The following is a 26225-nucleotide window of genomic DNA, read 5'->3' as shown; positions in this document are numbered from 1 at the left end:
CCATGCCCGTTTCTGAGGCTTATATTAAGTGGCGCGACCGATGGCCGTCAATAGATTCTGAAATTTTATTTTGATCTAAAATTTGTTTTTGAAATTTTAATTCGATAATGCGACAAATAAAGACACCGTCCGCAGCGGGGCCGATGTCCGTTACGATTACCTGCGGTGCTTGCCCGACAAGATATCGTGCGTTTTGGTCAAGTACTTTTTCACGTGCGGATACTCCGCGCTGGCGACGCCCGCGAAAAGAATGTCGATGACGGTCAGCATGGCGATCCGGGAGCCCATCGCGCCGCTGCGGATCGTCACCTCCGGCGTGGAGATGCTGAGGACGACGTCCGACTTGTCGGCCAGTTCGCTCCGGTTGTACTTGGTGATGGCGATGAGGCGCGCGCCGCTCTTCTTCGCGATCTCCAGCGTATCGAGGATCTCGGCCGTATCGCCGGAGTTCGAGATGAAGATCGCGACGTCCCCCTTGCCGAGCAGCGTCGCCGCGGTCAGCTGGCTATGCCCGTCGGTATAGGCGTGGCACATCTTGTTGATGCGCGAGAACTTCTGCTCCGCGTCCCGGCACACCAAGCCGGATGCTCCGATGCCGAAGAAGACGATCCTGCCGCTCTCGCGCAGCGCCTGAACGGCGCGTGCCACCTCGTTCCGGTCGAGGACGCTGAGCGTGTCCTCGATCGAGCGGCAGTTGTTACGGGAGATGTTGGCGATGATGACGGATAGATCGTCTCCGGGCTGAATGTCGGTATACGGATCGCGATGCTCCTCATCCATCGAGCCCAGCGAGGCGGACACGCTCACGATGAAGCTGCGGTAGCCGCCGTAACCCATCGTCTTGCAGAACCGGAGGACCGAGGCGTCGCTCGTCTTGCTGAGCTGCGCCAGACGCTTGATGGATAAGTGCGGAATCTCCTCCAGGTTGGCCAGGACGTAGTCGGCGACCCTGCGCTCGACCGGCGTCAGACTCTCCTTCCGCTCGCGGATCTTGATCAAAATATTATCGTGAATCGCCATGTCTTTTCCCTACTCGCCTCTAGGTTCTCGTGCCTTTTCGCCAATGGCGGCACCTTTTCATCTTAAGCGCCTATAGGTCGAAATTCAAGAAAACATGCCCCGAAGTACGTGCGACAAAGCGCGATAATTCGGATTTGGATGGCCGGCGCGAATCTATCTAAACTTCAAGAAATTCGTATGCATGATCCCGCTTAAGCGATTGGTCGATCGGATCCGTGCGGCAGCTTGAAGCCGGCCAGACAGCCTTCCAAGACTGCCCGGATCTCCGTCATGGCGCGCGGGAGGTCGTTGGCCTCGGCGATCCACAACGTCATCTCGTTCAGCGCGCCGGAGAGAAAGTGCGTCAGCGCTTCGACGGATACCGGTCTCAGCAGTCCCTGATCCTTCATGTCCTGCAGCTGCTCCCGCAAGTGCCGGACGGCGTTCCGCTCGTCCATCTCGCGCCAGGTCTCCCAGCCCACCGCGGCGGGCCCGTCTTCCAGCAGGATCCGCTTCATGGACGGATCGACCGCGGCCGTCACGAAGGCGATGCAGCCCGCTTCCAGTTGCTCCCACGGCTCGCCGCGCTTCAACGCCTCGCGCTCGACGCGTTCCCCGATCTCTTGCTGCACGGATTCGAGGACGACCCGGAACAGCTCCTTCTTGTTCCCGAAATGATGATAGACCGCGCCTCGCGTCACTTCCGCCCGCTGTGCGATCTCTTCCAGGGACGATGGGGCGTATCCGCGTTCGGTGAACACGGCCCTCGCCGCTTCGATCAGCTTGCGGATCGTCTCGTTCGTCTCGGCTTGCGTTCTTCTCATGCGGATGTCTCCTCCTCGCCGGCCGTTCTGTTCATGCGGATGTCTCCTCCTCGCCGGCCGTTCTGTTCATGCGCATGCCTTCTCTTCGGCGGGCGTTCTTCAGCGCGGTTCGCCGTCGGCCCACACCTGCTCGCGATACTGTTCCCCGTACGCCTCGGAAGGCGGAATGATCTGTATGACGTCCAGTAGAACGCCATTCGGATCGCTCGTGATGAAGTGCCGCTGGCCGAACGCTTCGTCGCGAATCGGCTGGCGGAGCGGGAGCTTCGCTTCCCCAATGAGCCGCTCGTATGCGTCGTCCGCGCTGGCGACCTCGAAGTTGAGGATGACGCCCTGCGCCGCTTTCCGGAACGCTTCCGGCACCGTCTCGTGCGAAGCGCTCAGAATAGCCAGCTCGAACGGCGCCGGGCCGGCGCTATTCTTCAGGCTGACGTACCAGTCCGCCTCGAAGACGGGCTCGAAGCCGAAGTGGGCGATGTAGAACGCGGAACTGGCCTTCACGTCTTCGGTTAAGATCACGGGATAGAAACTATTCGCCATCATGAGCATTCTCTCCTTTAAGGGGGATATCGAAAATTTATCATACATACAGTATGTATGTAAATATATTTTTCTTCGTTTTCCGCGCCTTCGGTTTTCCGCCCTCCTCGACATGCGGCAGCGCGCAAAAAAAGAACCGGAATCGACAACGCCGTCGATTCCGGTTCTTCGTGATGCGCCAATCAAGAATCCACGCGCGGATGGGTCGGGTCGCAGCCGGGATTGGGGACCGCCCCGGACTGGGCGAGCTTGAGGAGATAGTAGCACTCTTCCCGCGCCATATGGTCCGGCATGAGCGGACTGATGATATCGAGCACTTCGGCCCTCAGCTCCAACTCTTCCAGATCGCTCAGAAACTTGCGAAACAGCGCCATCTCCAGATTGATCTGCTGGTGATACCGGCGCATCGCCGGGAAGTCCCGCAATTGCGTGCGCAGGTATCCCGCCATCTCTACCGCCTTCAGATAAAGCGCCTGAAAGTGCTTCTCAAAGTCGACGCTCCGGTGCAGCAAGTCGGTTTCCACCCTGTCCAAGCCCATGGCGATCGCGCCGGCATGGCCGTGCGCGTCCTGAAGCCACAGCAGGTCATGGTGAAGCGGATGGTAGATCGGAACGGGCTTGCCTTCAAGCAGCGCGTCCAAGATCCGGACATACTCCTCCAGCTCATTTACCATATGGCTGAAAAACGTCGGCGGAAGCGAAGACTTCAATCGGCCATGCAAGGAACGGGCCAACAGGTCCAGTTTGAAGGCTCGAAGCGCGTCCGTCTCTATCTTGGCCTCCCGCTGGAGCGCATCGAGGTTCGTACCCGCCGTTGCGTTTCGCGCCCCGGCGAGCAGACCGTCGAACACTTGAACGAATCGCTTCGCCTTCGCGATATCGTCCTTCTCTTGCGAAGCGAATGAATCCAAGATGAAGCGGGCATGATCGCCCAGCACCTGCAGCCAGAACCGATGCTCGAACAGCGCGGACGCGTTATCGCCACCTAGGTTGCGCACGGCGGATCCTCCTTTTTAACGAGGCACTCATGATGCACAACACACCATATGTGCGAACGCCCAGGAAGGTTCGCGTCACCCTGGCTGCCGTTCGGGCGCTATCCGCCTCTTACTTGGCCCAGTTGCCGTCGCGGAAGACCGGCACGACGCTGCCGTCCGGGAGAATCCCGTCGATATCCAGAGCGGCGCCCCCGATCATGAAGTCGACATGCGTCATGCTGTCGTTAATCCCCCGCGCCAGCAGCTCTTCCTTGCTGAGCGCGAGGCCGCCTTCGATGCAGAACGGGAACCCGAAGCCGATCGCCAGGTGGCAGGCCGCGTTCTCGTCGAACAGCGTATTGTTGAAGATCAGGTTCGAGTCGGAGATCGGAGAACGATGCGGCACCAGCGCGACTTCGCCCAGATAACGCCCGCCGTCGTCCGTGTCGATGATTCGCTTCAGCGCTTCATAGCCTTGTTCGGCTGAATATTCTACAATACGGCCGTCCTTGAACGTCAGCGAGAAACGGTCGATCATGCTGCCGTGATGGCTGAGCGGCTTGCTGCTGGAGACGGTTCCGTTCACCTCAAGGCGATGCGGCGACGTGAACACCTCTTCCGTCGGCATGTTCGGGACGAACGGCGTGCCTTGGGCGTTCTTGTTGCCCGCGCTGGTCCAGATATGGCCTTGCGGCAAGCCGATCGTCAGATCCGTGCCCGGACCGGCGTAGCGCAAGGCGGAGAACTTGCTCTCGTTCAGCCAATCGGCACGCGACTGCAGCGCCGTTACATGTTCGCGCCACCGTTGGACAGGTTCATCTTCGTTCACCCGCGTCGCGGCGAAGATCGCGTCCCACAGCGCATCTACGCGCTCGGAAGCCGGCAGCGCCGGGAACACGGTATCCGCCCAAGCCTGCGACGGCACGGCAACGATCGACCACGCCACTTTGTTGGTCACCGTGAATTCGCGAAACGGCTTCAAGGCCGCGGAAGCAGCCTTGTTCGTCGCGGCGATGCGTCCGGAGTCGATGCCGCGCAACAGGTCGGGATCGTCGGCGAGCACCCACAGGAACGCGCCGCCTTCCTTGGCCATCTCGACGCGGCCCTGCACGCGCCAAGCCGGGAATTCCGCCAGCGCGTCTTCGGGCGCCAATTCGAGTCGCGTCCGCGCGATCTGCTCGTCGCCCCACTCGACATGCACGTAACGCGCCCCCATCTCATAGGCTCGCCTCGCAATCAGACGTACGTACTCCGCCGCCGCTACCGGCGCGAAGACGCACAACGTCTGATCGGGCTGAAGGTTGACGCCGACCTCGACGGCCAACGCCGCATACTGCGCCAAGCTTTTCTCGAATTTCATATGCAATTCCTCCCGGCATTTACGATTCGATATGTACGTTTCCTATTATAACGCCTCTTTCCCGGCAAAATCGAGCTACGCTTCTGCGGCCGGAACGCGATTCACCGATAGAAGACGAAGATACGATATGTATCATTTTATGAACTTGTCCTACATCACGCTCTCTTTTCCGGAAAAATATCATTTTACTCCCCACAAAACCGCTTGATCTTGCGCGCTTCCGGTGATTCTGACAGGAAATCGCTTCCAAACCCTTGACACGATACATTTTGTATCATAAATTAGGGATATAGCCCTTCCATCCGGGGATCACGCCATCAGTCTGAGGATGAAGACGCTGATTTCCACTTTCGCCGCAAGGAGAATGAACGATGAACATGGGAGAACGCCTCAGAGAGCTGCGTTTAGAGCGCGGCATATCGCAAGAAGAAGTCGCCCGACATATCGGCATCACCCGTTCCGCCTACAGCCATTACGAGATTAACAACCGTCAGCCCGTCTACGAGACGCTGATCAAGCTGTCGGACTTCTTCGACGTCTCTCTGGACTACATTATCGGAGGCAACCCGCCCAAGCATCGGGAAGCAGCCGCCAGCGCCCAGGATTCGGAGATTCTGCGCCTCATCAAAGACATGAACCACGAGCAGCGGAAGCAGTCGATCGGCCTCCTGCACGAGATCGTCTATAAAGATGCGGGAACGGGCACGGGACGCTAGCAGCCGGCGCTCCTCGTCCGCGCCGCCGCGATCGCGGCCAGGCCGCCAAGGCGATCTGCCGCGATAGGCGCGGGGTTAGATTGGGAACCGAATGGCGAAGGCCGCGCAACGTCCTACTGTCCGCCGGTTCGATATCTCGGCAGAGCGATCCGGAACCGGCTGCCGCCCTCTTCGCGGTTCTCGGCCGATATCCGGCCGCCGTGCGTCTCCACGATCTCGCGGGCGATCGACAGACCGAGGCCGCTGCCGCCGGACGAGGAATGCCGCGACTTGTCGTTCTTGTAGAACCGCTCGAAGATGTGCGGCAGGTCGTCGGGATGGATGCCGCTCCCCGTATCGGATACGTGTACATATACTTCGTCTTTCTCCGCCCGCACGCCGAAGGCGAGACGAATCTCGCCGCCCTTCGGCGTATGGCGCATCGCGTTATAGATCAGGTTGGCGAACACCCGGTCCATGCGATGTTCGTCGATCCGAACTTCCGCCTGCGCGACGCCCTCGCCTTCCGCTTCGCAGCGGAAAACGATGCCTTTCTCCCGCGACTCCATCTCGTACTCGCTCCGCAGCCGCTTGAGCCAGTCCGGCAGCCGGACGACCACATAGGTCATCTGGGCTCGACGCGCCTCCAGGATCGACAGTTCGAACAGATCCTGAATCAGTTCGTTCAACCCCTCGACCTTCGTGAGCATCGCCCGGATCGTCGCGTCCCGCTGAGCTTGCTCGCTGATGACTCCGTCTCGCAGCGCCTCCAGATACCCTTGCAACAGCGTCATCGGCGTCCGCAGATCGTGCGAGATGTTGCTGACGAGCTGTCTGCGGGATTGCTCCATGCGCACGAGCTCCTCGGTCCGCGCCGTGATCCGCTCCTCCAGCAGATTGTTCCATTCTTTGAGCTCGGTAGACAGCTGTTCGGCCCGGACGAACGTGCGCGAGAACCGCAGGGAGATCATGAACGAATTCATCGTGATCAGGAACAGCAGGCCGAAGGACACCATATCCGGCGAACGCCACCAGCCGTTATAGAACAGAATGTCGTTCACGACCGTCGCGACGAGTCCCGCCACGCCGGTCAGCGCGAGCTTCGCGCCCTCTCTCCGCCGGATCGAAGCCGCGATCACGCCGGCAAGCGTCGCCACGCAGAGGATCAGGATGTAGATCTGATAAGCGACCACGACGGAGCTGAACTGCAGCACCGTCAGACTCCAAGTGGCCCCCACCAGGACGATCGCCGCCGCGCCGGCGCAGCGGACCCAAAGACGTGCGATCTCGCGCGGATACATCTGCCTGAAATAGGCGAAGCCGAACAAGCCGCTGAGAACGAAGCAGGTATATTCGATCTTCCCCGAAGCCGTCCAGGTGAGGCTAGGAAGCATGTGCATGAGAAATCCTTCGCCGATGACGCTCATACGACCCGCTACGCACAAGCACAACAGCGCGAAGTACAAATTCGCCAACTCGCGGCGCCTTAGCGCGTACAAGCCCAGGTGGTAGATGCCGATCATCAGCAAGCACCCGAGGACCACCATCTCCTGGGCTTGCTTGCGGAATTCCAGCTGATTGATCTGCTCGGCCGTCCCCAGCACCAACGACGTGCGGATGCCTCCCGTGCGGTGGTGATAATTCGAGACGTCAAGGCGCAGTTCCGCCCGCGATCCGTTCGAGCTGAAGTAGACCGTACCGGGCAGCTGATAGGGCGTCGTATCCGACTCCGCGCGCCCGGCCTCTCCTCTGTGGATCGCCGGCTTGCCGTCGATGAACAGCCGATAGGACGTCGAGATATTCGGCAGACGAATCGCTAGCGATTCCCCGCTAGGCAGTCCTTCGAGTGTCAGCCGGTAGATCCCCGCGCTCTTGCTGCCCGGCGCCATGTCCTCCGATTCGCGGACGCCCCAGGTGCCGGGGACGGCCAGCATCCCTTCATGGGGATCCTCCTGCCGGCCGTAGCCCGAGAATCGCCAATCGCCATCCATCGGCACGACGCCGTCCCTCGCCAAAGACCATTCCGTCAAGTCGAGCAGCCCTCCGCTTGCCTTGGGCCGCCGCTCTTCGTTGCCGGCCGCCGCGCACCCGCTTACGATCAGGCAGCACAGCGCGAAGACGGCCGCCAACCCGGCGCCCCGCCGTTTCATTTTCCATATGTAACCATTCATTCCGACCTCTCCCACAACCCTTGCATGACCTCATCGTAAACGCGCATTGATTCCCCGTCAACGCTTTAAGTATAATAATTTCATATGTGCACCCGCTATGAATGGAGGAAGAGCCTGTGAGCAGACCAAACGCCGCCATTCTGGTCGTAGACGACGAAACGGAAATCACCGATCTGATCTCGTTATTCCTGGCCAAGGAAGGCTTTGCCGTACATACCGCGCACGAAGGCGAACAGGCGATCCTGACAGCCGAAGCGCTCACGCCGGACCTGATCCTGCTCGACGTGAACCTCGGGCGTATGGACGGGATCGAAGTGTGCCGCCGGCTTCGGACCGGGCCTTGCGCCGACGTGCCGATCTTGTTCCTAAGCTGCAGATCCGAGGATGCCGATATCGTTAACGGACTGTCTGAAGGCGGCGACGACTATATCACGAAGCCGTTCAGCCCCAGCCAGCTCGTCGCCCGCGTCCATGCGCATATCCGCCGCAGGCGCATGCGGGAGCGGCCGCCGGAGGATCTCTCCTCTTCGCTGAGCTTCCCTGGCCTCGAGATCGACCTCAAGCGCTACGAGGTGAGACGGCAGCAAGAGCTCGTGCCTCTCTCCGCGAAGGAGTTCGAGCTGCTGTCGGTCCTGGCTAGGCAGCCTAACCGCGTCTATGCGCTCGACGAGCTCTACCGCCTCGTATGGCACACGGACAGCATGGGCGACACCCGAACGTTAATGGTGCATATCAGCAATCTCCGCAAGAAAATCGAGCCCGATCCTTCCCGACCGATCTATATTCATACGGTCAGAGGGTTCGGCTATCGGTTCTGGGCGGAGCCGACGCCGCTCGAAGCGGCAAGCAATCTCATTTGAACGTGAAAAGGAAGAGCGCTAAGACATGCGAATGGCAACCGATTGGCAAGATTACGAATTGATCGACACCGGCAGCGGCGACAAGCTGGAACGCTGGGGGGACGTCATCCTCCGCCGCCCGGATCCTCAGATCATATGGCCCCTCGTCCAAGAGACGAACGAATGGCGCAGCGCCGACGGCCACTACTTCCGAAGCTCCTCCGGAGGCGGACAGTGGCAATTCCGCCGCGCCCTGCCCGAACGCTGGAGCATCTCCTACGGGCCGCTGAAGTTCCATATCAAGCCGACCAACTTCAAGCACACCGGCTTGTTCCCGGAGCAAGCCGTCAACTGGAGCTGGATGATGAAGAAGATCGCGGAAGCCGGCCGGCCGATCCGCGTGCTGAACCTGTTCGCCTACACCGGCGGCGCTACCGTAGCCGCCGCTTCGGCAGGGGCGGAGGTCTGCCACGTCGACGCGTCCAAGGGCATGGTCCAATGGGCCAAGGAAAACGCGCAGCTGTCCGGCCTGGAGGACGCGCCGATCCGCTTTATCACGGACGACGTCTTCAAGTTCGTGCAGCGGGAACAGCGCAGAGGCCGGCAGTACGACGCGATCATCATGGACCCGCCTTCGTACGGCCGCGGACCCGGCGGCGAGACGTGGAAGCTGGAGGAGAGCCTCTTCCCCTTCCTCGAAGAGTGCCGCGCGATCCTCTCCGACAATCCGTTGTTCGTGCTCGTGAATTCGTACACCACCGGTTTGTCTCCGACCGTCCTGCACAACCTGCTCCATCTCTCCGTCGGACGCAAGCACGGCGGCAAGCTGGATTGCGGCGAGATCGGGCTGCCGATCACGCGCAGCGGGCTGACCCTCCCATGCGGCATCTACGGCCGTTGGGAGAGCGACTGAGGCCGCTCGCAAGCCGGTACGGGGAGGGCATGCTGCTGACCGCGAAGTGTCTCGCGCTCGGCGCCGCCATCATGGGCTTCTGCGTCGCGGCGACGGCCTGCAGCCTGTTGGACGGGGAAGGGACCGCCTCTTCCCCGCCGCCGGCGCAGACGGCCAAGCCGACTCCGATCGCGCAGCCTCCGGCGACGCCGACCGCGCCGGCCGCTTCGAAGGAACCGGCTGTATCGCCGTCGCCATTCCCTTCGCCAGCCGGCGAAGTGCCGGATTCCGTCCGGGAGGCCACACTGGTCGCCGTCGGGGATATTATGGTGCATTCCCCGCAGCTTCCCGGCTACTACAATCCGAAGACGAAAAAGTACGACTTCAAGCCCTGGTTCAAACAAGTCAAGCCACTGCTCCGGCAAGGCGACTGGGTCGTGGGCAACCTGGAGACCCCCATCGCCGGCGCCGATCTGAAGTACACGGGCTATCCGCGCTTCAACGCGCCGACCGAGCTGTCGAACGCCCTGAAGGATGCGGGCTTCCAGGTTCTCTCGACCGCGAACAACCATACGCTCGACCGCGGCTTCGCCGGCATCGTGCGAACGCTGGCCAACCTGCGCAAGCTCGGCCTGGTTCCCGTCGGCACCGCGGCGAACGCCGATGACGCTGCGCGCCTCGTGATCGAGGAGCGCAACGGCATCAAGCTCGGCTTCCTGTCCTATACGTACGGGACGAACGGCATCCGCGTCTCGGAGGACAAAGCGTTCGCGGTGAACCTGATCGACCGTGACGCCATCGCCGCCGATATCGGCAGGCTCAAGGAGGCTGGCGCGGACGCCGTCGCGGTCTCGATGCACTTCGGGATCGAATACCAGCGGATGCCGAGCGACGAGCAACGCCGGATCGCGCGGGAGACGCTGGAGGACGGAGCGGATCTCATCCTGGGCTCCCATCCGCACGTCGTTCAGCCGTACGAGACGCTGGTGGTGGACGATCCGTCCGCGCCGGGCGGCAAGCGCCGCGGTCTCGTCGTCTATTCGATGGGGAACTTCGTCTCGAATCAGACCGGGAGCTGGAAAAACGTCGGCGTCATCATGAGCGTGAAGCTCGTCAAGCGCACGGAGAACGGCATTACGCGCACTTCTTGGAGCGATGTGAAGGCTACGCCGACCTGGGTCCATATCTGGGGGCCGGACGCCAAGCGTCATTATACGGTCATTCCGATGCAGCAAGAGCTCGACGAGCGCAACGACCCCAACCTGACGAACAAGGACTATGCCGTCATGGCTTCGCTGCTGCCCGGCATTACCGATCATTTGCGCCGGAAAGCGGACCAAAAAGGAGAGGGTTGATCCCCCTCCTTTTTGTTTTGCATCTAATATGGTACGCGCGATTGGTATGCTTGGGCTTTGGCATTTATTGTGATTGGAGTGCGATCGGAGCGCTTGCGAGTCGGCATCTACAGCAGTTTGTGCGATTGGTTCCCTTGGGTGGAATCTACAGCAGTTTGTGCAATTGGTTCCCTTAGGTGGAATCTACAGCAGTTTGTGCAATTGGTTCCCTTGGGTGGAATCTACAGCGGTTTGTGCAATTGGTTCCCTTAGGTGGAATCTACAGCGGTTGAAGTGAACCGGCATGCCTGCTCAGATGAAATCACATCGTTTTGGCTGCATAGCCTATCCCGATTCCCTCGCTTTCCGCGCATCCCGTACCTCTGAACCGTCCGCGTCGTTGCGAAAACACAACTGATCTTGCTGTTTCACCTCTAGATTCTACCTCTAGTTGTAAATGTACAACTTATTTAGCCATTTTGCCTCTATTATCATCATTTAGCTGTAAACGTACAACTTATTTAGCCATCCTGTACGTTCAGACCGTTTTCTGTACAAATAAGATGTATGTTTGCAACTTATTGCCTCCAAACCTGCAAATGGCGCCAAATAAGTGGTACAAATGCAATTTATTGCGTAATGGCACTGTCCACCGTCTCAGCAGAGCTAGCCCCATCCGTGAATAGGACAAAACTTACATCCTTCAACGCCGATCATCAGCCCGCCAAATCCCCCTATCGTTCCGACCGCCTCCCAAAAAACGAAAACGGCCCCGCCGTCCGCAATGCAGCAGCGGACAGCGGGGTCGTTTTCGTCTACAATATCACCTAATCCTTAAGCGGACGCTTCCTCCGTCCGATTGTCGGCGGCCGAAGCGCGTCCGTTCGCCCGCTCCTTGGCGGCCGCAGTCGTCTCCCGCGTGCCCGCCACCTTGCCGATCAGGAAGACGAGCAGCTGCCGGTTGTGCGCCGACAAGCGGTCCAACGATCGGTTCACGATCTCGCTGCGAATCCGCAGGCCGCGCTCCGTCTCCGTCCGCCCGAACGGGGTCGTACTGACCCAGACGATACGCCGGTCGCCTTCGTCCCTCGTACGCTTGACCAGGCCATTGCGCTCCATGCGGTCGAGCAGCGTCGTCACGGCGGCCGGGGTCGTCTCCAGATGCGGGAGTAGGTCGGACGGCTTCATCGGCTCGTGCGCTTTCAGCAGTTCGAGTACCTGCAATTGCCCTTCCGTCAGCTGCGGGGCCATCTCCGCTTCCATTTGGGTCTGCCAGTCCTTCGTCAACTTCATCCAGCTCTTCACAAATTCCGATGCCGTCTCCATACCTTCTCCTCCTCGGCTATCCCGAACCTATCCTTCTCTTTCTATTATACGCACCATAGATGTCGAATGATAGTTTAAGCGGGTTAAATATTTACGCCATGAATCCTCAGGATCAGGTACGATGCGACATTCGGCGACATATACTGGTGACATCCAAACGGGAACGACGGAAAATAACGCGGTTCAAGCGGAGGCGAACAATCGTGACGGCTGCGGACGAACGCAAACGGATGATCGGGCAAATGGCTCGCGAGGCCGGCATCATCGAAGACCCACAGCTGCTGGAACGGCTGGATGAGCCGGTGCCGCTGTGGGTCCTCTTGGACATGATGCTGAAGTGGATCGACCGCAGCGAGTCGCGCGACGGTCCCTACGACTGACGCCGCCAGCTCTTCGTCAGCAGCTCCCAGCCGTCAGTCTTCCCCCTTCAAGCGCCGGCCGACGATAGCCTTGCGCCGTACGTCAGCCTTGGAGCGGTTTCTTGAACGATTCAACTAGCAGAACGTTGCGATCGGTCGCGTCGACCGCCTTGCGCCGTACGTCAACCTTGGAGCGGTTTCTTGAACGATTCAACCAGCAGAACGTTGCGATCGGTCGCGACGACCGCCTTGCGCCGTACGTCAACCTTGGAGCGGCTTCTTGAACGATTCAACCAGCAGGTCGTTGCGATCGGTCGCGACGACCGCCTTGCCATGCGCGCGACGATCCTCGAGCGGCGCGTCGTCGGAATGGAACGCCGCGAACGCCCCCGAAGCCGTCAGCGCGCCGATCTCGATCGCTTCCTTGACATGGTAGGCGGCGATCAGCCGCGTGCCGTTAGGGCGAACCCGCTTGCCTTCCTTGAACTCGAAGGTCTGAATTCCCTTGCCTCCGCGGCCCTGCTGCGGATAGTCGAACAGCAGCGTACGCTTGGCGAAGCCGTAATCCGAGAGCACGAGAATCTCTCCTTCGTCTCCCGATACCGGAAGGCCGTCCGTGACGTAGTCGCCTTCCTTCAGCGCGATGCCTCTCACGCCGCCGGCGACGCGGCCCTGCAAGCTCACTTCGCCTTCCTGAATGCGGATGCTCATCCCCTGCTCGGTGACGAGGACAAGCTCTTGCGGCTGCTCGCTGCGGTAGACCGTCCGAATCTCGTCGCCGTCCGCCACTTTGCATGCCGCGATCGCCGTGCTTCGGCTCGTCGCGTATTCCGCGAGCAGCGTCCGCTTGACCTGTCCGCGCCGCAGGACGAACACGAGCGCAGGGCCGTCCTCGCCCTGCTCCGCCGCCTGCGCCCATTCGCCGGGCTTGACCGGCACGACGCCGACCAGCCGGTCGTCCTTGGACAACGGCAGCACGTTCACGATCGCCGTGCCGGTATCCTTCCACTTGAACTCGGGAATCTGGTGAACCGGCAGCAGGTAGTACTGGCCCTTCTGCGTGAACAGCAGCAGCGAATCCAGCGTGTTCAACTGCAGGCTCCAGCGGATGACGTCGCCTTCTTTCACGCCGGAGCTGCCGAGATCGCCGCCCGACCGGGTGAAGGAGAGCTGGCTCGTCCGCTTGACGTAGCCTTGCCGGCTGAGCGTCACGATCACTTCTTCGGCCGGAACGGTGACTTCCAGATTGACCTTAAGCTCCTCCACTTCGCCCTGAATGACGGAGCGGCGGTCGATGCCGTACTTGCCGCGTATCTCGCCGAGCTCGTCTTTGATGACGCCGTGCAGCTTCTTCGGGCTCGCGAGAATCGCACGGAGCTGGCTGATCTTTTTCATCGTTTCGGCATGCTCTTTCTCGAGCGAGTTGATCTCGAGATTCGTCAGCCGGTACAGCTGCAAGGTCAAGATCGCGTCGGCTTGTCGTTCGGAGAATCCGAACTTCGCGACCAGGTTGTTCTGAGCGTCCTGGCGGTTTTTCGAGGCTTTGATCGTCTCGATGACCGCGTCGAGCAGGTTGAGCGCTTTGACGAGCCCTTCCAGCACGTGCGCGCGGTCTTCCGCTTTCTCCAGATCGTATTGGGTCCGATGCGTGACCACTTCGACCTGATGCGCGATATACGCGCTCAGGATCGCCTTCAGTCCGAGCTGCTGCGGCGCCTTGTTGACGATGGCGACCATATTGAAGCTGTAAGCGACCTGCAAGTCGGTCTTCTTCAGCAGGAAGGCGAGAATGCCTTCCGCGTCGGCGTCCTTCTTCAGCTCGACGACGATGCGCAACCCGTTCCGGCCGCTCTCGTCCCGCACCTCCGCGATGCCCTCGACCTTCTTCTCCAGCCGCAGGTTGTCGATCGCGTTCACGAGCTTCGACTTGACGATCTGATACGGAATCTCGGTGATGACGATCTGCTGCTTGCCGCCCCGCATCTCCTCGATCGCCGTCTTCGAACGGATGTACATCTTGCCCTTGCCGGTCTCGTACGCCTCGCGGATGCCCTCTTCGCCCATGATGATGCCGCCGGTCGGCAAGTCCGGTCCGCGCACGATCGTCATGAGCTCGGCCGTCGTCATCTCCGGGTTGTCCATGAGCGCCGTGCAGGCGTCGATGATCTCGCGCAGGTTGTGCGTCGGGATCTCCGTCGCGAATCCGGCCGAGATGCCGCTGACGCCGTTGACGAGCAGGTTCGGATACCGGGCCGGCAGAACGACGGGCTCCTTGGTCGTGTTGTCGAAGTTATCCTTGAACGGCACCGTCCGCTTGTCGATATCGCGAAGCAGCTCCAGGGCGATCGCGGACAGGCGCGCCTCGGTGTACCGCATGGCGGCCGGCGGATCGTCGTCCATCGAGCCCCAGTTGCCGTGGCCGTCCACGAGCGTATGCGCGATCTTCCACGGCTGCGCCATCCGCACCATGCCATCGTAGATGGAGGAGTCGCCGTGCGGATGGTAGTTGCCCATCACGTCGCCGACCGTCTTCGCCGACTTGCGGTACGGTTTGTCCGGCGTGTTCCCCGCATCGTACATCGCGTACAGGATTCGCCGCTGTACCGGCTTCAATCCGTCGCGCACGTCGGGAATCGCCCGGTCTTGAATAATATATTTAGAATAGCGTCCGAAGCGGTCGCCTACGACCTCTTCCAAGAATGCCGGCAGAAATTGCTCTAACATACCCATAAACGTCTCCCCTTCTGACCCAACTCTCCGCCGCCATGCCCCGACGAAGGAATCGCGCGCCGCGGGTGCGCCCCTGATACGGAAATCGCGCGGACAATCGAAATAGCGTCATCTCATGACGCTATTTAACCCCAAATTTATTCTTCGTATTCCATGAAGTCGACGTTGTCGATGATCCAGCGCTTGCGGGGATCGATCTTGTCGCCCATGAGCGTCGACACGCGGCGCTCCGCCTTGGCGGCGTCTTCGATCTGCACCTGCAGCAGCGTCCGCGTCTCCGGATTCATCGTGGTCTCCCACAGCTGATCCGGATTCATCTCGCCCAGCCCTTTGTAGCGCTGCAGCTCGGCGCCTTTGCCGATCTCCTTCAAGTAGTTCTGCAACTGCTCGTCGGTCCAGGCGTAGCGCACCGTCTCGAGCTTGCCCGACTTACGGGTGATCTTGTAGAGCGGCGGCTGCGCGATGAACACCTTGCCGGCGTCGATGAGCGGCTTCATGTACCGGTAGAAGAACGTGAGCAGCAGCACCTGAATGTGCGCGCCGTCCGTATCCGCGTCCGTCATGATGATGATCTTGGCGTAGTTGCTCTCGGCCGCGTCGAATTCGGGCCCGACGCCCGCGCCGATGGAGGCGATGATCGCTTTGTACTCTTCGTTGCGCAGCACGTCGATCAGCTTGGCCTTCTCCGGGTTCATCGGCTTGCCCTTGAGCGGCAAGATCGCCTGATGCTTGGAATCGCGCCCCTGCTTCGCCGAGCCGCCGGCCGAATCGCCTTCGACGATGAACAGCTCGTTGCGCGTGTAGTCCTTCGATTGCGCCGGCGACAGCTTGCCGCCGAGGCTCGGGCTTTCGCTGCGCTTTTTGCCGGTGCGGATCTCTTCCCTGGCTTTGCGCGCCGCTTCGCGGGCTTTGGACGCCTGAACCGACTTGCGGATGAGCTGTTGGCCGACCTGGGGGTTCTCCTCGAGGAAGACCGCCATCTTCTCGGCCACGATCGCGTCCACCACGCCGCGCGCCGAAGCGCTCCCGAGCTGGTCCTTCGTCTGTCCGACGAACTCGACTTCGGCCATCTTGATGTTGATCACGGCCATCATGCCTTCGCGCAGATCGCTGCCTTCGAGATTTTTCTCCTTCTCCTTGAGCTGGCCGATCTTGCGCGCGTACTCGTTCATGATGCGGGTATAGGCCGTCTTGAAGCCGGTCTCGTGCGTGCCGCCGCCGCGGGTCGGGATCGCGTTGACGAACGAGGCGATCGTCTCGGTGTAGCCGTCGTTGTACTGCAGCGCGACCTCCACCTCGATATCGTCCTTCTCCGCCGCGAAGTGTACGACGTCGTGCAGCACGGTCTTGTCCTCGTTCAAAAATTGAACGAATTGGCGCGCTCCGCCTTCGTAGTGGAACGTGTCTTCTTTGCCCGAGCGCTGGTCCTTCACGACGACCTTGAGGCCGGAGTTCAGGAACGCGATCTCCTGCAGACGCTCCGATAAGGTGTCGTAATTAATCGCCACGTTCCCGTGAAACACCTTCGCGTCGGGCTTGAACGTCACCTTGGTGCCGGTCTTGTTCGTATTGCCAAGCACCTCCAGGCCGCCGACCGGCTCGCCTACGTGGTCTTTGCCGTTCGCGTCGGTCCACGTCTCGAAGCGCATCTTATGTATCTTGCCTTCGCGGTAGATCTCGACTTCGAGCCACTCCGACAGCGCGTTGGTGACGGATGCGCCTACGCCGTGCAGGCCGCCCGACTTCTTGTAGCCGCCTCCTCCGAATTTGCCGCCCGCGTGCAGCATCGTAAAGACGACCTGAGGCGTGGGCACGCCCGTCTTGTGCATGCCCGTCGGGATGCCGCGTCCATTGTCGTATACGGTCACGGAATTGTCCGCGTGGATGGTCACGTCAATCCGATTGCAAAACTTCGCCAGATGCTCGTCGACGGCGTTGTCGACGATCTCCCAGACGAGATGATGCAGACCCGAGGCGGTCGTGCTGCCGATATACATCCCCGGTCTCTTGCGTACGGCGGTCAAGCCTTCCAGCACCTGGATATCGTCGGCGCCGTATTCCGTTCCCGCCTGCGCCGAAACTTCGGCAAACAGGTTGATTTGTTCGGTCACGAAGGATCCTCCTAGCGATTCTCTGCTGCGTCTGTTGTGAAAGAATGCAACGTCTTGGTGACGCTGCCCTCACGCATTCCTTCTTGGACGACCGCTGTTCCAATCCGGGAAACTTCGATCCACGTCAACATGGGGTTTCCCGGATTGAAAAGGCGGACGTAAACTTCTCCGAAGAAGGAATGCTTCCGGTTCGCTTCGACACGTTGAAAACTTTCAAGACAGACGCACCTTCCGTCTATTTTAGTTCAAGATATCTTGCTTCGTAAAGACGGCAAACGACACGACCAGCGCCGCGATCGCCCAAACGCCTAGAACGGCAAGCGAAAAACCGAGTGTCATCCCGTCGATTGGAGGCGGGCTGCCTTGCAGATATACAGTCAAATCGAGGTTCACGTTGAACAAATATTTGGCGCTTTTCCACGACGACGCCATGTTCGACAGGATCGCGCCGGAGATGACTGCCGCCATCATCGTCACCAGGCTGGCCGCGGTGCTGCGCACCAGCACCGACACCATGAACGCGAGGATCGCGACGACCATCGCGGAGAACCACACCAGTCCCATGAGCATCAGCATGAACGCGCCCTGGGTGATCGCGTGGACGTCCGCCGTGTCGATGTCCGATCCCGCCAGCCGGAATCCGACGAACACGGGCTCTCGCCAGCCCTCGTAGCCGAAGACGAGTCCGGAGACCAGGTAGCTCACGGCCGCCGTCGCCACGATGATGAGCGAGACGTACAGCGTGAGCGTGATCAGCTTGGACAGCAGGATGCGCCATCGTCGCACCGGCCGCGTCAACAGCATCTTGATCGTCCCTGTCGAGCGCTCCGACGAGACGAGATCGGAGGCGATCGCGAGCACCATGAGCGGGATGAACATGCCGACCGCGTTGCGCAAAAAGCTGTTCGTGAACGTCACGGCGTTCGGCGTGTTCGGATTGACGTCGTGATCCAGATCATACTGCAACTGCTGCACCAGCGCAACGCGCCACTTTTTCCATTCCTCCGGCACGCGGTCGCTCGAGAGCGCGTTCGTATTGTCGATGATGCGCTGCCGAAGCTCCGCCCGCCAGTCCACGAACTTGTCCTGATTGTTCTGCGCGATCTTCATCTGGGCGTAGACGAATACCGGGACGAGCACGAGCAGGATGAGGACGACGACCGCGAACCGTTTTTTCTTCCACACCTTGAGCGTCTCGTTCTGAATCAACGCGAGCTGGTTAGCCAACCTTCTCCCCCTCCGTCAGCTTCAAGAATAGTTCCTCCAGCGACGGCGCGGCCCGATGTACCGCCTGTACCCCGATTCCGGCAGCCACGAAACGCTCCACCCATCCGGAAGCGCCGGACGGGTCCATCGCCGTCACGATGGCGCCGGGCAGCGAGGCGATCAGCGCCTCGTCGATGCGGTGCTCGCTCTCCCCGACGATCCGTACGCCGGCATCCTGCGCGAAGAGCGCGATCGCCCGATCGGGATCGTCGACCTGCCACAGCGTATACGTCTCGGCTTGGGAGACGAGCTCCTCCACCTTGCCGACCGCGATGACGCGCCCTTTGCTGATGATGGCGACGCGATCGCACATGAGCTGAATCTCGCTCAGCAGATGGCTGGAGACGAAGACGCTCATGCCGCTGTCCGCCAGCTCCCGGATGAACGTCCGCAGCTCCTTGATCCCCTTCGGATCGAGCCCGTTCGTGGGCTCGTCTAGAATGAGCAGCTTCGGCGCGCCCAGCAGCGCCTGCGCGATGCCGAGCCGCTGCCGCATGCCGAGCGAATACGTCTTCACCTTATCGTGAATCCGCGCGTCCATCCCGACGATCTCCACCACCTCGGCGATTCGCGCGTCCGTGATGTCCCGCTGCATGCGGGCGAAGTGCGCGAGGTTTTCCCAGCCCGTCATATAACCGTACATTTCCGGATTTTCCACGATGCAGCCTACGTGCATCAAAGCGCGCTCGGGCGCACGGTTCACGTCTTCCCCGCACACCGTGATGCGTCCGCCCGAAGGCTTGATCAGATCGACGAGCATGCGGATCGTCGTCGTCTTGCCGGATCCGTTCGGTCCGAGGAACCCGAAGATCTCCCCCGCCCGCACGTCGAACGTGATATCGTGAATGATCGGCTTGCGCCCGATCGACTTGGAGACCCGCTCCACCGACAATACCACCTCATCGCGAACTAGCTTCAATCGGATGCAGCCTCCTTCTCGATCATAATAGCGACTGCGCGACCCGCTCCGCGATTCGCGCATATCCGTCCGCGTTCGGATGGAAATGGTCCGAAGACAAGTATCGCGCGACATCCGTCTCGAACAGATCGTAGGTAGGGACGACCGTGATGCCGCCGTCCGCGTCGGCGAGACGGCGCGCGTACCCGTTCCATTCATCGATGACGGCTCCTACCGACTCGCGCAGCGCCGGGACGTCGTAGAACGGACTGTATAGGCCCACATAGACGATCCGGGCATTCGGGTTCAGTGCGCGGAGCTTCCGGAAGACGGTCTCAAGCCGCGGCTTCAAGCCGACGAGCCGCTTCTGCAGCAGCGCCGCGTCGATATCCCCGCCGTCGACCAGGCTGCCTCCGTTCTGCGCCACATGGAACAGGTCGTTGCCGCCGATCGTCACCAGGAGCAGATCCGCTTGGCTCAGCGCTCCCTTGTATCCCTCGTCGTCCAGCCGAATCGCCAGATTGGACGCTTCGAGCCCGTTGATGCCCAGGTTGTTGACCAACTTCACGGGCTTGCCCAGCCCTTTCGCCAAACGCTCGACCGTCCCGCGCACATAGCCCTGTCCGCTCGCGTCGCCGGTCCCGCGCGTGAGCGAATCGCCGACGGCGGTGACGAGCAGCTCGCGCTTATCCGCCCAATCCCCGCTCGAAGCCGCGGGCTGCGGCGTCGCGCTCGGCAACGCGATGCCCGCGGCGGGGGCCCAGGCGTCCTTCAGCGCCCAGCCGAGCCCGAACAGGAGCAGCACCGTGCAGCCCAGCGAGACGGCCCCTAGCGACGGCCACAACCAGGATGATTTTTTGTTCAACCGCCTCATCTCGCTTTCCCATCTCACATGGATTTCCAATTTCGCATTCCTTCACAATAACTTTTCTGACGGCAATTATCAAATGGGCGGGCTGACGGGCGGTTATCGCATATTCGAGTTATCGGCGCGGGATTCGGACGCCGATGGGGCGAGATAACCCGTGAAGCGAGTTATCGACACAGGATTCGAACGCCGTTGGGGCGAGATAACCCGTGAAGCGGGTTATCGGCGCGGGATTCGGACGCCGTTGGGGCGAGATAACCGGATTTGCGGGTTATCGGCGCGGGATACGGACGCCGATGGGGCGAGATAACCCGTGAGGCGGGTTATCTGCGCGGGTCGCGGTATGCGCGCGTCGACAGTGCGAGCAACTTACCGCCGACTCTCGAATCGTCAGCTTTCGCGCCATATCTTTGCCGGACTTCATCTTCCAAGCGCCTCATCGCCGTGGACGCGCCTGATGTCCTCTCTCGAAAGAACGCCTGAATACGCCCGCCCCGAGTCAGGTGCAGCTGCGCATGTGATGTCCCGCCCAACGCATAGAGAAACAAAAACCGCCCTTCGCGGCCAGATAGCCAGCGAGAGGCGGTTTGAAACGGTTAACTTGGCGTTGCGCAAGCCTGCCCCGTTATTGCAAGCCTTGCTAAAGGCAGCCGCCATTCAGGCCGACAAGAACCGGTACTGCGCCTCGATCAGGCCGCGATAATGGCCGCCCGACCGCATGAGCTGGTCGTGGTTGCCCTGCTCGACGATGACGCCGTGGTCGAGCACGACGATCAAATCCGCATGACGGATCGTCGACAACCGGTGCGCGACGATAAACGACGTGCGGCCATCGAGCAGCGTGCCGAGCGCTTCCTGGATGCGCAGTTCCGTCTCGGTGTCGATGCTCGCGGTCGCTTCGTCGAGGATCAGGATGCGCGGATCGGCGAGCAGCGCGCGGGCGAAGGACAGCAGCTGGCGCTGGCCCATCGACAAGGCGCTGCCGCGCTCCTGCACTTCGGTATCGTAGCCGTTCGGCAGGTTCACGATGAAGTCGTGGGCCCTGACCGAACGCGCCGCGGCCTCGACTTCGGCGTCGGTCGCGGTCGGCCGGCCGTAGCGGATGTTCTCCCGGATCGTGCCGGAGAAGACGAACGTATCCTGCATGACGATGCCGATCTGCTCGCGCAGCGAGCCCAGCGTGACGTCGCGCACGTCGGTGCCGTCGATCATGACGCGGCCTTCGATCGTGTCGTAGAACCGGCAGAGCAGGTTCACGATCGTGCTCTTGCCGGAGCCGGTATGGCCGACCAGCGCGACCGTCATCCCCGGCTGAATGTCCAGATTCAAGCCCTTCAGCGCCGGGCGCCCCGGCTCGTAGCCGAACACCACGTTGTCGAAGCGGACGTGCCCTTGCACGTGCGGCAGCGGCTTGGCGTCGGGCTTTTCGGCCACGATCGGCTTCTCGTCCATGTACTCGAAGATGCGCTCCGCCGAGGACATGGAGATCAAGAGCATCGAATACATCTGACCGAGCCGGTTGATCGGCTCCCAGAAGTTGCTCACATAAGTAATGAACATGACGAGCACGCCGACCGTCAGCTCTTCCGCTTGAATGAGATGCGTCCCGTACAACAGCAGGATCAGCGTCCCGATCGCCGAGGTCACCTCGATGACCGGGCCGAACAGTTGGTTCAACGAGGAGGCCAGATTCCAGGAGCGGATGCTGCTTCGGTTCATATTTTCGAAGAACGTCATGTTCTCTTTTTCTTGGGCGAACGCCTGGGTAACCCGCATGCCCTGGATCGCTTCGTTCAAATGCGAGTTGATGCGGGACTGCTTGATCCGCACCGTCTGCCACGCCATCCGCGTGCGCTTGCGCAGCGAAGACGAGACGATGAAGAGCAGAGGCACCGTGATCATGACGGCGATCGCCAGCTTCGGCTGCAGCACGAGCAGGATAACGATGATGCCGATCAGCTGCGTAATGTCGATAACCGAGTTCACGACGCCGTTCGAGAGCAGATCCTGCAGCGCGTTCACGTCGTTCGTGATGCGCACGAGGACGGAACCTGCCGGCCTTTTGTCGAAGAAGCGGAACGAGAGGCTCTGGACGTGCTTGAACAGCGCGGACCGAAGATCGAAAATGACTTTCTGTCCGATGTCGTTCGTGTGCGTGATCGTGTAGTGCTGCGCCCACCAGCGCAGCAGATACATCAAGAGCATCCCGCCGACCAAGCCGATGAGGAAGCCGACGTGGCCGCTGCCCCGGCTCGGATCGATGACCTGGTCGATCGCGGTGCCGATCAAGAGCGGGATCGCGAGCCGCGTCAGCATGCCGAAGATCATCATGACGAGGACGACCTTGACGACCGCGCTGCGATAAGGCTTCAAGTAGTTGAACAACCGGGCCATTTGCTTCCAGTTGAACGATTTTTCGATCAGGACGTCGTCCTGATATTGGAACTGCCTGCTCATCCCGTCACTCTCCTCTCGCCCGCCGTCGCTTCTTCGCCCAGCTCATCCGGCCGGTCCGCGTACTGCGTACGATAGGTCTCCCGGTAGAGGCCGGGCGCGCGAACCAGTTGCTCGTGCCTGCCACGCTGCGTGACGCGGCCGCGATCCAGCACGAGAATCTCGTTCGCGGACCGCAGGGAAGAGATCCGGTGCGCGATGATGAACGTCGTCTTGCCCGCCATCACCTGACGCAGCGCAAGCTGAATCTGATGCTCGGTCTCCATGTCGAGCGCGCTGGTAGAGTCGTCTAGAATGAGAACGCGAGGCTTCAGGAGCAGAGCGCGCGCGATCGCGATCCGCTGCTTCTGGCCGCCGGACAGCCCCATCCCCCGCTCGCCTACGATCGTATCGTAGCCGTCGGGCAGCTCCATGATGAATTCATGCGCCTGGGCGAGCCGAGCGGCCTCCTCGATCTCTTCTTGGGTCGCGTCCGCACGGCCGTACGAGATGTTCTCGCGGATCGTCGTCGAGAACAGGAACGACTCCTGATAGACGATCGCGGTCTGGCGCCGCAGGCTCTCCAGTTCGATATTGCGGATGTCGACGCCGTCGAGCGTGATCGAGCCGTCCCCGACGTCGTAGGCGCGCAGCAGCAGCTGCACGATCGTGGACTTGCCCGCTCCCGTGCCGCCCAAGATGCCGATGACGGAGCCCGGAGGCGCGTCGAGATCGAAGCCTAGCAGCGCCGAAGGCTGCTCCTCGTGGTTCGGATAGCGGAAGCTGACGTCGCGGTACTGCAGATGTCCGCGGACCGCGCTGTCCTCCAAGACGAGCGGATGTTCCACGTTGCGGACCGCGATCGGCTTGTTCAAAAGCTCGAGCAGACGTTCGCCGGCCGCCTTGGATTGCGTGTAGTTGTTGATCTGGAAGCCGAGCGTCCACAGCGGCGCCACGATCATGCCGAGCATCCCGTTCAAGGAGATCAGCGCGCCGAGCGTCATCGAGCCGTTAATGACGCGCCAGCCGCCGACCAGCAGCAACAGGGCAATGCTGAGGTTCGCGATGAATTCGATGATCGGAAAATATTTGGCCCATACGCCCGCGAGCGACAGGTTGTTGTCTTTGTACTGCGCGTTGCCCCCGTCGAACTTTTTGTACTCGTACGCTTCGCTGGAGAACGATTTGACCGTCCGTACCCCCATGATGTTCTCTTGCACGCTGGTCGTCAGCCGGCTGATCGCCGCGCGGATCGATCGGAACACCGGGTGGATGTTCAGTTCGAACTTGATCGCCACGAAGCCGATGATCGGGATCATCGCCAGCGTCATGAGCGCCAGCGGCCAATCGATGGCGAACATCATGCCGAAGCCGAACACGACGAGAAATGCCGTGTTGAGCAACTGGGCGAAGCCGAAGCCGATGAAGTTCCGGATCCCCTCGATGTCCGCCGTCAGACGAGACATCAGGTCGCCGGTCCGGGCCGAATCGTAGAACGAGAAGGACAAGGATTGCAATTTCTCGTAGCTGGTGTTGCGAAGCCGGTAAGCGAGCCGGTTGCCGAGCCGTCCGCCGCTGAAGCCGTGAACGTATTGGCAAGCCGATTTGACCACGATGATGCCGACTGCGAGCAGCGCGAGCCCGAGCACCCCGTCGAATTTTTTCGGCGTGATCATGTCGTCGATCAGCACCTTGAGCAAGAGCGGATAGATCAGGCCGAGCGCTGTCGCCGCAGCCAAGCCGAGCACCGAGCCCGCCAGAAATCCTTTGTCTGCCCAGAAAAACTGCTTCAGTCCCCGAAATATGTCCAAAAAACGTCAGTCCTCCTCGGATCTCGTTACGACGGAAGTGTAACAGGATCGTCACAACCCTTCAAACGGCGTAAGAGGGGCTGACGGCGCCTCAGCAGGTTCAGGCCCCATTCAGCCGAACCAGGGTCCAGATATCTCCCAAATCATCTGAAATAAACCCTTACATCCCACATTTGACCAGCAATATGGCGAATTCGGGGGAAAACGCAAGAAAAGGCCTTTCTACAATCGCGTAACGATGTAGAAAAGCCGATTCCGTTCGGATATGAGAACGGTTGCCTGACGCGTCCGTTCACCCGTTTTTTAGTTTGGTCCACGCTTCGCGAATCCTAGCCAGCTCTTGTTCGGCGCCCGGCTGGAGCCGTTCTTGCTCCAGGCCGGAAGCGAACGTACCGAGCTCCGCCGCCAACGCTTCGCCGGCCTGCCCGAGCGTCTCGCGGAAGGCGGTTTCCACGGCGACGGTCCATGCCCGCTTCGTCTCTTCGAGCCAATCGTCCGCCGCGCGGAACAGCTCCGTCTCGAGCGCGTCGCGGAGCGCGCGGCTGCCTTGTTTCTCGAAGAAATGCTTCGGGCTGCGGAACGCGTTCCACAGTTGGCGCGCGTCAATCGCGGGCCGGTCCTTGAACGGATCTCCTCCCGCGCCGGCCAGCCCCAGTTCCGGCTTCGGCGGCAGCTCCGGAGAGAAGCCGTCCAGCTCGGAGCGGGCGATGCCGTCCGCGATACGTTCCGCCACGCTGCGCTGTAAGGCGACCTCGAGGCGGAGCCCCGCGGACCGGAGCTCCTGCTGCAGGTCCTCGGCGACGCCGCGCTTCAGATCGAGCCAGCACGACTGGATCAGCTTCTTCAGATCGCGGCCGTCGTCCTGCAGCACCGAAGGGTGGAACGCGCTCGCGAAGTGTTCGCCGAACCGGTACTGCACCCTTCGGCGCAGATGGTACAGCTGCTCTACGAGCTCCTGCGTCAACGGCTGGACGGCCGCCTCGGACAGCTCGGCCTGCCAGGCGCTGCGCAGCTTGGCCGCTTCGTCCAGCAGACGCGCCGTGCGCGCCTGCCGGGTCGCGGCGTCCTCGCCGGCCGACCGGAGCAGGCCGTCGATCAGCCCCTCGATGCGCGTCAGCTGCTGGCGCGCCGCCGCGAGGGCGAGACTGCCGAGCTCCTCCTGGGCGAAGCGGCGGAACGCCGCTTCGAAGTCGGCGAGGCCGGAAGCTTCGAGCGCTTCCGCCGACCGCCCCAGCTTCGCTTCCAGCGCCTGCAGGCTGGACACCGGGAACAGCCGCGGTCTGCGGATGCCATGCTTCAGCAGCTGCTGCTCCACGTGCTGCTGCACCGAAGCCAGCTCTTCGGGCGAGGCGGCGAGATCCGCCGCGTTCAGGACGAAGAACATCTTGTCGAGCTCGAAGGCGTCCTTCACGCTGCCGAGCTGGTTCAGGAAGCCGCGGTCGGCTTCGGTGAAGGCGTGGTTGTAATAAGTGACGAACAGCACGGCGTCGGCGTTCTTGATGTACTCGAAGGCGACGCCGGTATGGCGCGCGTTGATCGAATCCGCTCCGGGCGTGTCGACCAGGACCGCCCCGCTGCGCGTCAGCGGCGCATCGATATGCAGGTCGACCGCTGCGACGAAGCAGGAAGCCTCTTCCTCGGCGACGTAGCGCCGGTACTCCGCCTCGCCCGCCAGGAAGTGCGTGCCGAGCTTCTCGCCGTACCGCGCCCAGCCGCCGGCGGCCGCGCGCAGGAACGCCAGGTGCGGCCGTCCGCGCGGGTGGATATCGTCCGGCGTCATGCGCTTCGAGAG

Annotated in this window: 20 protein-coding genes; 5 read left to right on the top strand and 15 right to left on the bottom strand. The window is 61.2% G+C overall.

Translation table 11 applies throughout. The annotated features are described in order from the left end of the window. Positions 1–156 precede the first annotated feature (156 nt). From H7C19_RS00100 to H7C19_RS00080, 5 genes are all read right to left on the bottom strand, one after another. On the bottom strand, positions 157–1020 hold the full coding sequence (locus H7C19_RS00100) for a MurR/RpiR family transcriptional regulator (protein WP_185140530.1): 864 nt from the start codon (positions 1018–1020) through the stop codon (positions 157–159). 191 nt (positions 1021–1211) lie between these two features. Beyond that, complete coding sequence (locus tag H7C19_RS00095) at positions 1212–1823, bottom strand: TetR/AcrR family transcriptional regulator (protein ID WP_185140529.1); 612 nt, start codon at positions 1821–1823, stop codon at positions 1212–1214. A gap of 99 nt (positions 1824–1922) precedes the next feature. Continuing rightward, positions 1923–2366 (bottom strand): VOC family protein, encoded by a 444-nt coding sequence (locus H7C19_RS00090; RefSeq protein WP_185140528.1) that lies wholly within the window; start codon positions 2364–2366, stop codon positions 1923–1925. Positions 2367–2545: 179 nt separating this feature from the next. Further along, positions 2546–3361 (bottom strand): DUF2935 domain-containing protein, encoded by an 816-nt coding sequence (locus tag H7C19_RS00085; RefSeq protein WP_185140527.1) that lies wholly within the window; start codon positions 3359–3361, stop codon positions 2546–2548. Between the two features lie 109 nt (positions 3362–3470). After that, positions 3471–4700: an aminopeptidase gene (locus tag H7C19_RS00080; RefSeq protein ID WP_185140526.1), complete on the bottom strand. Its 1230-nt coding sequence runs from the start codon at positions 4698–4700 to the stop codon at positions 3471–3473. Between the two features lie 371 nt (positions 4701–5071). On the opposite strand from H7C19_RS00080, the gene H7C19_RS00075 reads away from it, so the two are divergent. Next, entirely contained in the window at positions 5072–5416 is a 345-nt protein-coding gene (locus tag H7C19_RS00075; RefSeq protein ID WP_185140525.1) for a helix-turn-helix domain-containing protein, read from the top strand. Positions 5417–5529: 113 nt separating this feature from the next. Here H7C19_RS00075 and H7C19_RS00070 read toward each other — a convergent pair whose 3' ends face one another. Next, complete coding sequence (locus tag H7C19_RS00070; protein WP_185140524.1) at positions 5530–7566, bottom strand: sensor histidine kinase; 2037 nt, start codon at positions 7564–7566, stop codon at positions 5530–5532. 116 nt (positions 7567–7682) lie between these two features. Between H7C19_RS00070 and H7C19_RS00065 the strand changes: the two genes are divergently transcribed. The 3 genes from H7C19_RS00065 to H7C19_RS00055 are packed head-to-tail and all read left to right on the top strand — an operon-like array spanning position 7683 to position 10652. Next, positions 7683–8426: a response regulator transcription factor gene (locus H7C19_RS00065; RefSeq protein WP_313731231.1), complete on the top strand. Its 744-nt coding sequence runs from the start codon at positions 7683–7685 to the stop codon at positions 8424–8426. 25 nt (positions 8427–8451) lie between these two features. After that, positions 8452–9318, top strand: coding sequence for a class I SAM-dependent methyltransferase (locus H7C19_RS00060; protein ID WP_185140522.1), 867 nt, complete (start codon positions 8452–8454; stop codon positions 9316–9318). After that, positions 9303–10652 carry a CapA family protein gene (locus H7C19_RS00055; RefSeq protein ID WP_221468967.1) on the top strand — a complete coding sequence of 450 codons (1350 nt, stop codon included), beginning with the start codon at positions 9303–9305 and terminating at the stop codon, positions 10650–10652. Before H7C19_RS00060 ends, H7C19_RS00055 begins: the two co-directional genes overlap by 16 nt. An 813-nt stretch (positions 10653–11465) precedes the next feature. On the opposite strand, the gene H7C19_RS00050 is transcribed toward H7C19_RS00055, so the two are convergent. After that, the gene (locus tag H7C19_RS00050; protein ID WP_185140520.1) at positions 11466–11957 is read right to left on the bottom strand and encodes a MarR family winged helix-turn-helix transcriptional regulator; all 492 of its coding nucleotides are present in this window, start codon (positions 11955–11957) and stop codon (positions 11466–11468) included. Positions 11958–12160: 203 nt separating this feature from the next. Between H7C19_RS00050 and H7C19_RS00045 the strand changes: the two genes are divergently transcribed. Continuing rightward, complete coding sequence (locus H7C19_RS00045) at positions 12161–12337, top strand: hypothetical protein (protein ID WP_185141008.1); 177 nt, start codon at positions 12161–12163, stop codon at positions 12335–12337. 240 nt (positions 12338–12577) lie between these two features. Here H7C19_RS00045 and gyrA read toward each other — a convergent pair whose 3' ends face one another. From gyrA to H7C19_RS00005, 8 genes are all read right to left on the bottom strand, one after another. Then, on the bottom strand, positions 12578–15046 hold the full coding sequence (gene gyrA / locus H7C19_RS00040) for a DNA gyrase subunit A (RefSeq protein WP_185140519.1): 2469 nt from the start codon (positions 15044–15046) through the stop codon (positions 12578–12580). Positions 15047–15183: 137 nt separating this feature from the next. Then, entirely contained in the window at positions 15184–17157 is a 1974-nt protein-coding gene (parE, locus tag H7C19_RS00035; protein ID WP_185140518.1) for a DNA topoisomerase IV subunit B, read from the bottom strand. Positions 17158–17397: 240 nt separating this feature from the next. After that, positions 17398–18384 carry an ABC transporter permease gene (locus tag H7C19_RS00030; protein WP_185140517.1) on the bottom strand — a complete coding sequence of 329 codons (987 nt, stop codon included), beginning with the start codon at positions 18382–18384 and terminating at the stop codon, positions 17398–17400. Then, positions 18377–19342 carry an ABC transporter ATP-binding protein gene (locus H7C19_RS00025; protein ID WP_246469219.1) on the bottom strand — a complete coding sequence of 322 codons (966 nt, stop codon included), beginning with the start codon at positions 19340–19342 and terminating at the stop codon, positions 18377–18379. Before H7C19_RS00025 ends, H7C19_RS00030 begins: the two co-directional genes overlap by 8 nt. Positions 19343–19364: 22 nt before the next feature. Continuing rightward, positions 19365–20213, bottom strand: coding sequence for a GDSL-type esterase/lipase family protein (locus H7C19_RS00020; RefSeq protein WP_221468966.1), 849 nt, complete (start codon positions 20211–20213; stop codon positions 19365–19367). 633 nt (positions 20214–20846) lie between these two features. Then, positions 20847–22646: an ABC transporter ATP-binding protein gene (locus tag H7C19_RS00015; RefSeq protein WP_185140514.1), complete on the bottom strand. Its 1800-nt coding sequence runs from the start codon at positions 22644–22646 to the stop codon at positions 20847–20849. Beyond that, the gene (locus tag H7C19_RS00010; RefSeq protein ID WP_185140513.1) at positions 22643–24433 is read right to left on the bottom strand and encodes an ABC transporter ATP-binding protein; all 1791 of its coding nucleotides are present in this window, start codon (positions 24431–24433) and stop codon (positions 22643–22645) included. Before H7C19_RS00010 ends, H7C19_RS00015 begins: the two co-directional genes overlap by 4 nt. 292 nt (positions 24434–24725) lie before the next feature. Further along, the coding region (locus tag H7C19_RS00005) for a dynamin family protein (protein ID WP_185140512.1) at positions 24726–26225 on the bottom strand (1500 nt) is incomplete at its 5' end.

This window comes from Cohnella nanjingensis (assembly GCF_014212125.1).
In the GTDB taxonomy this organism is placed as follows: Bacteria; Bacillota; Bacilli; order Paenibacillales; family Paenibacillaceae; genus Cohnella; species Cohnella nanjingensis.
Note: the sequence above shows the minus strand (reverse complement) of the source record. Positions and strands in the feature narration are given on the sequence as shown.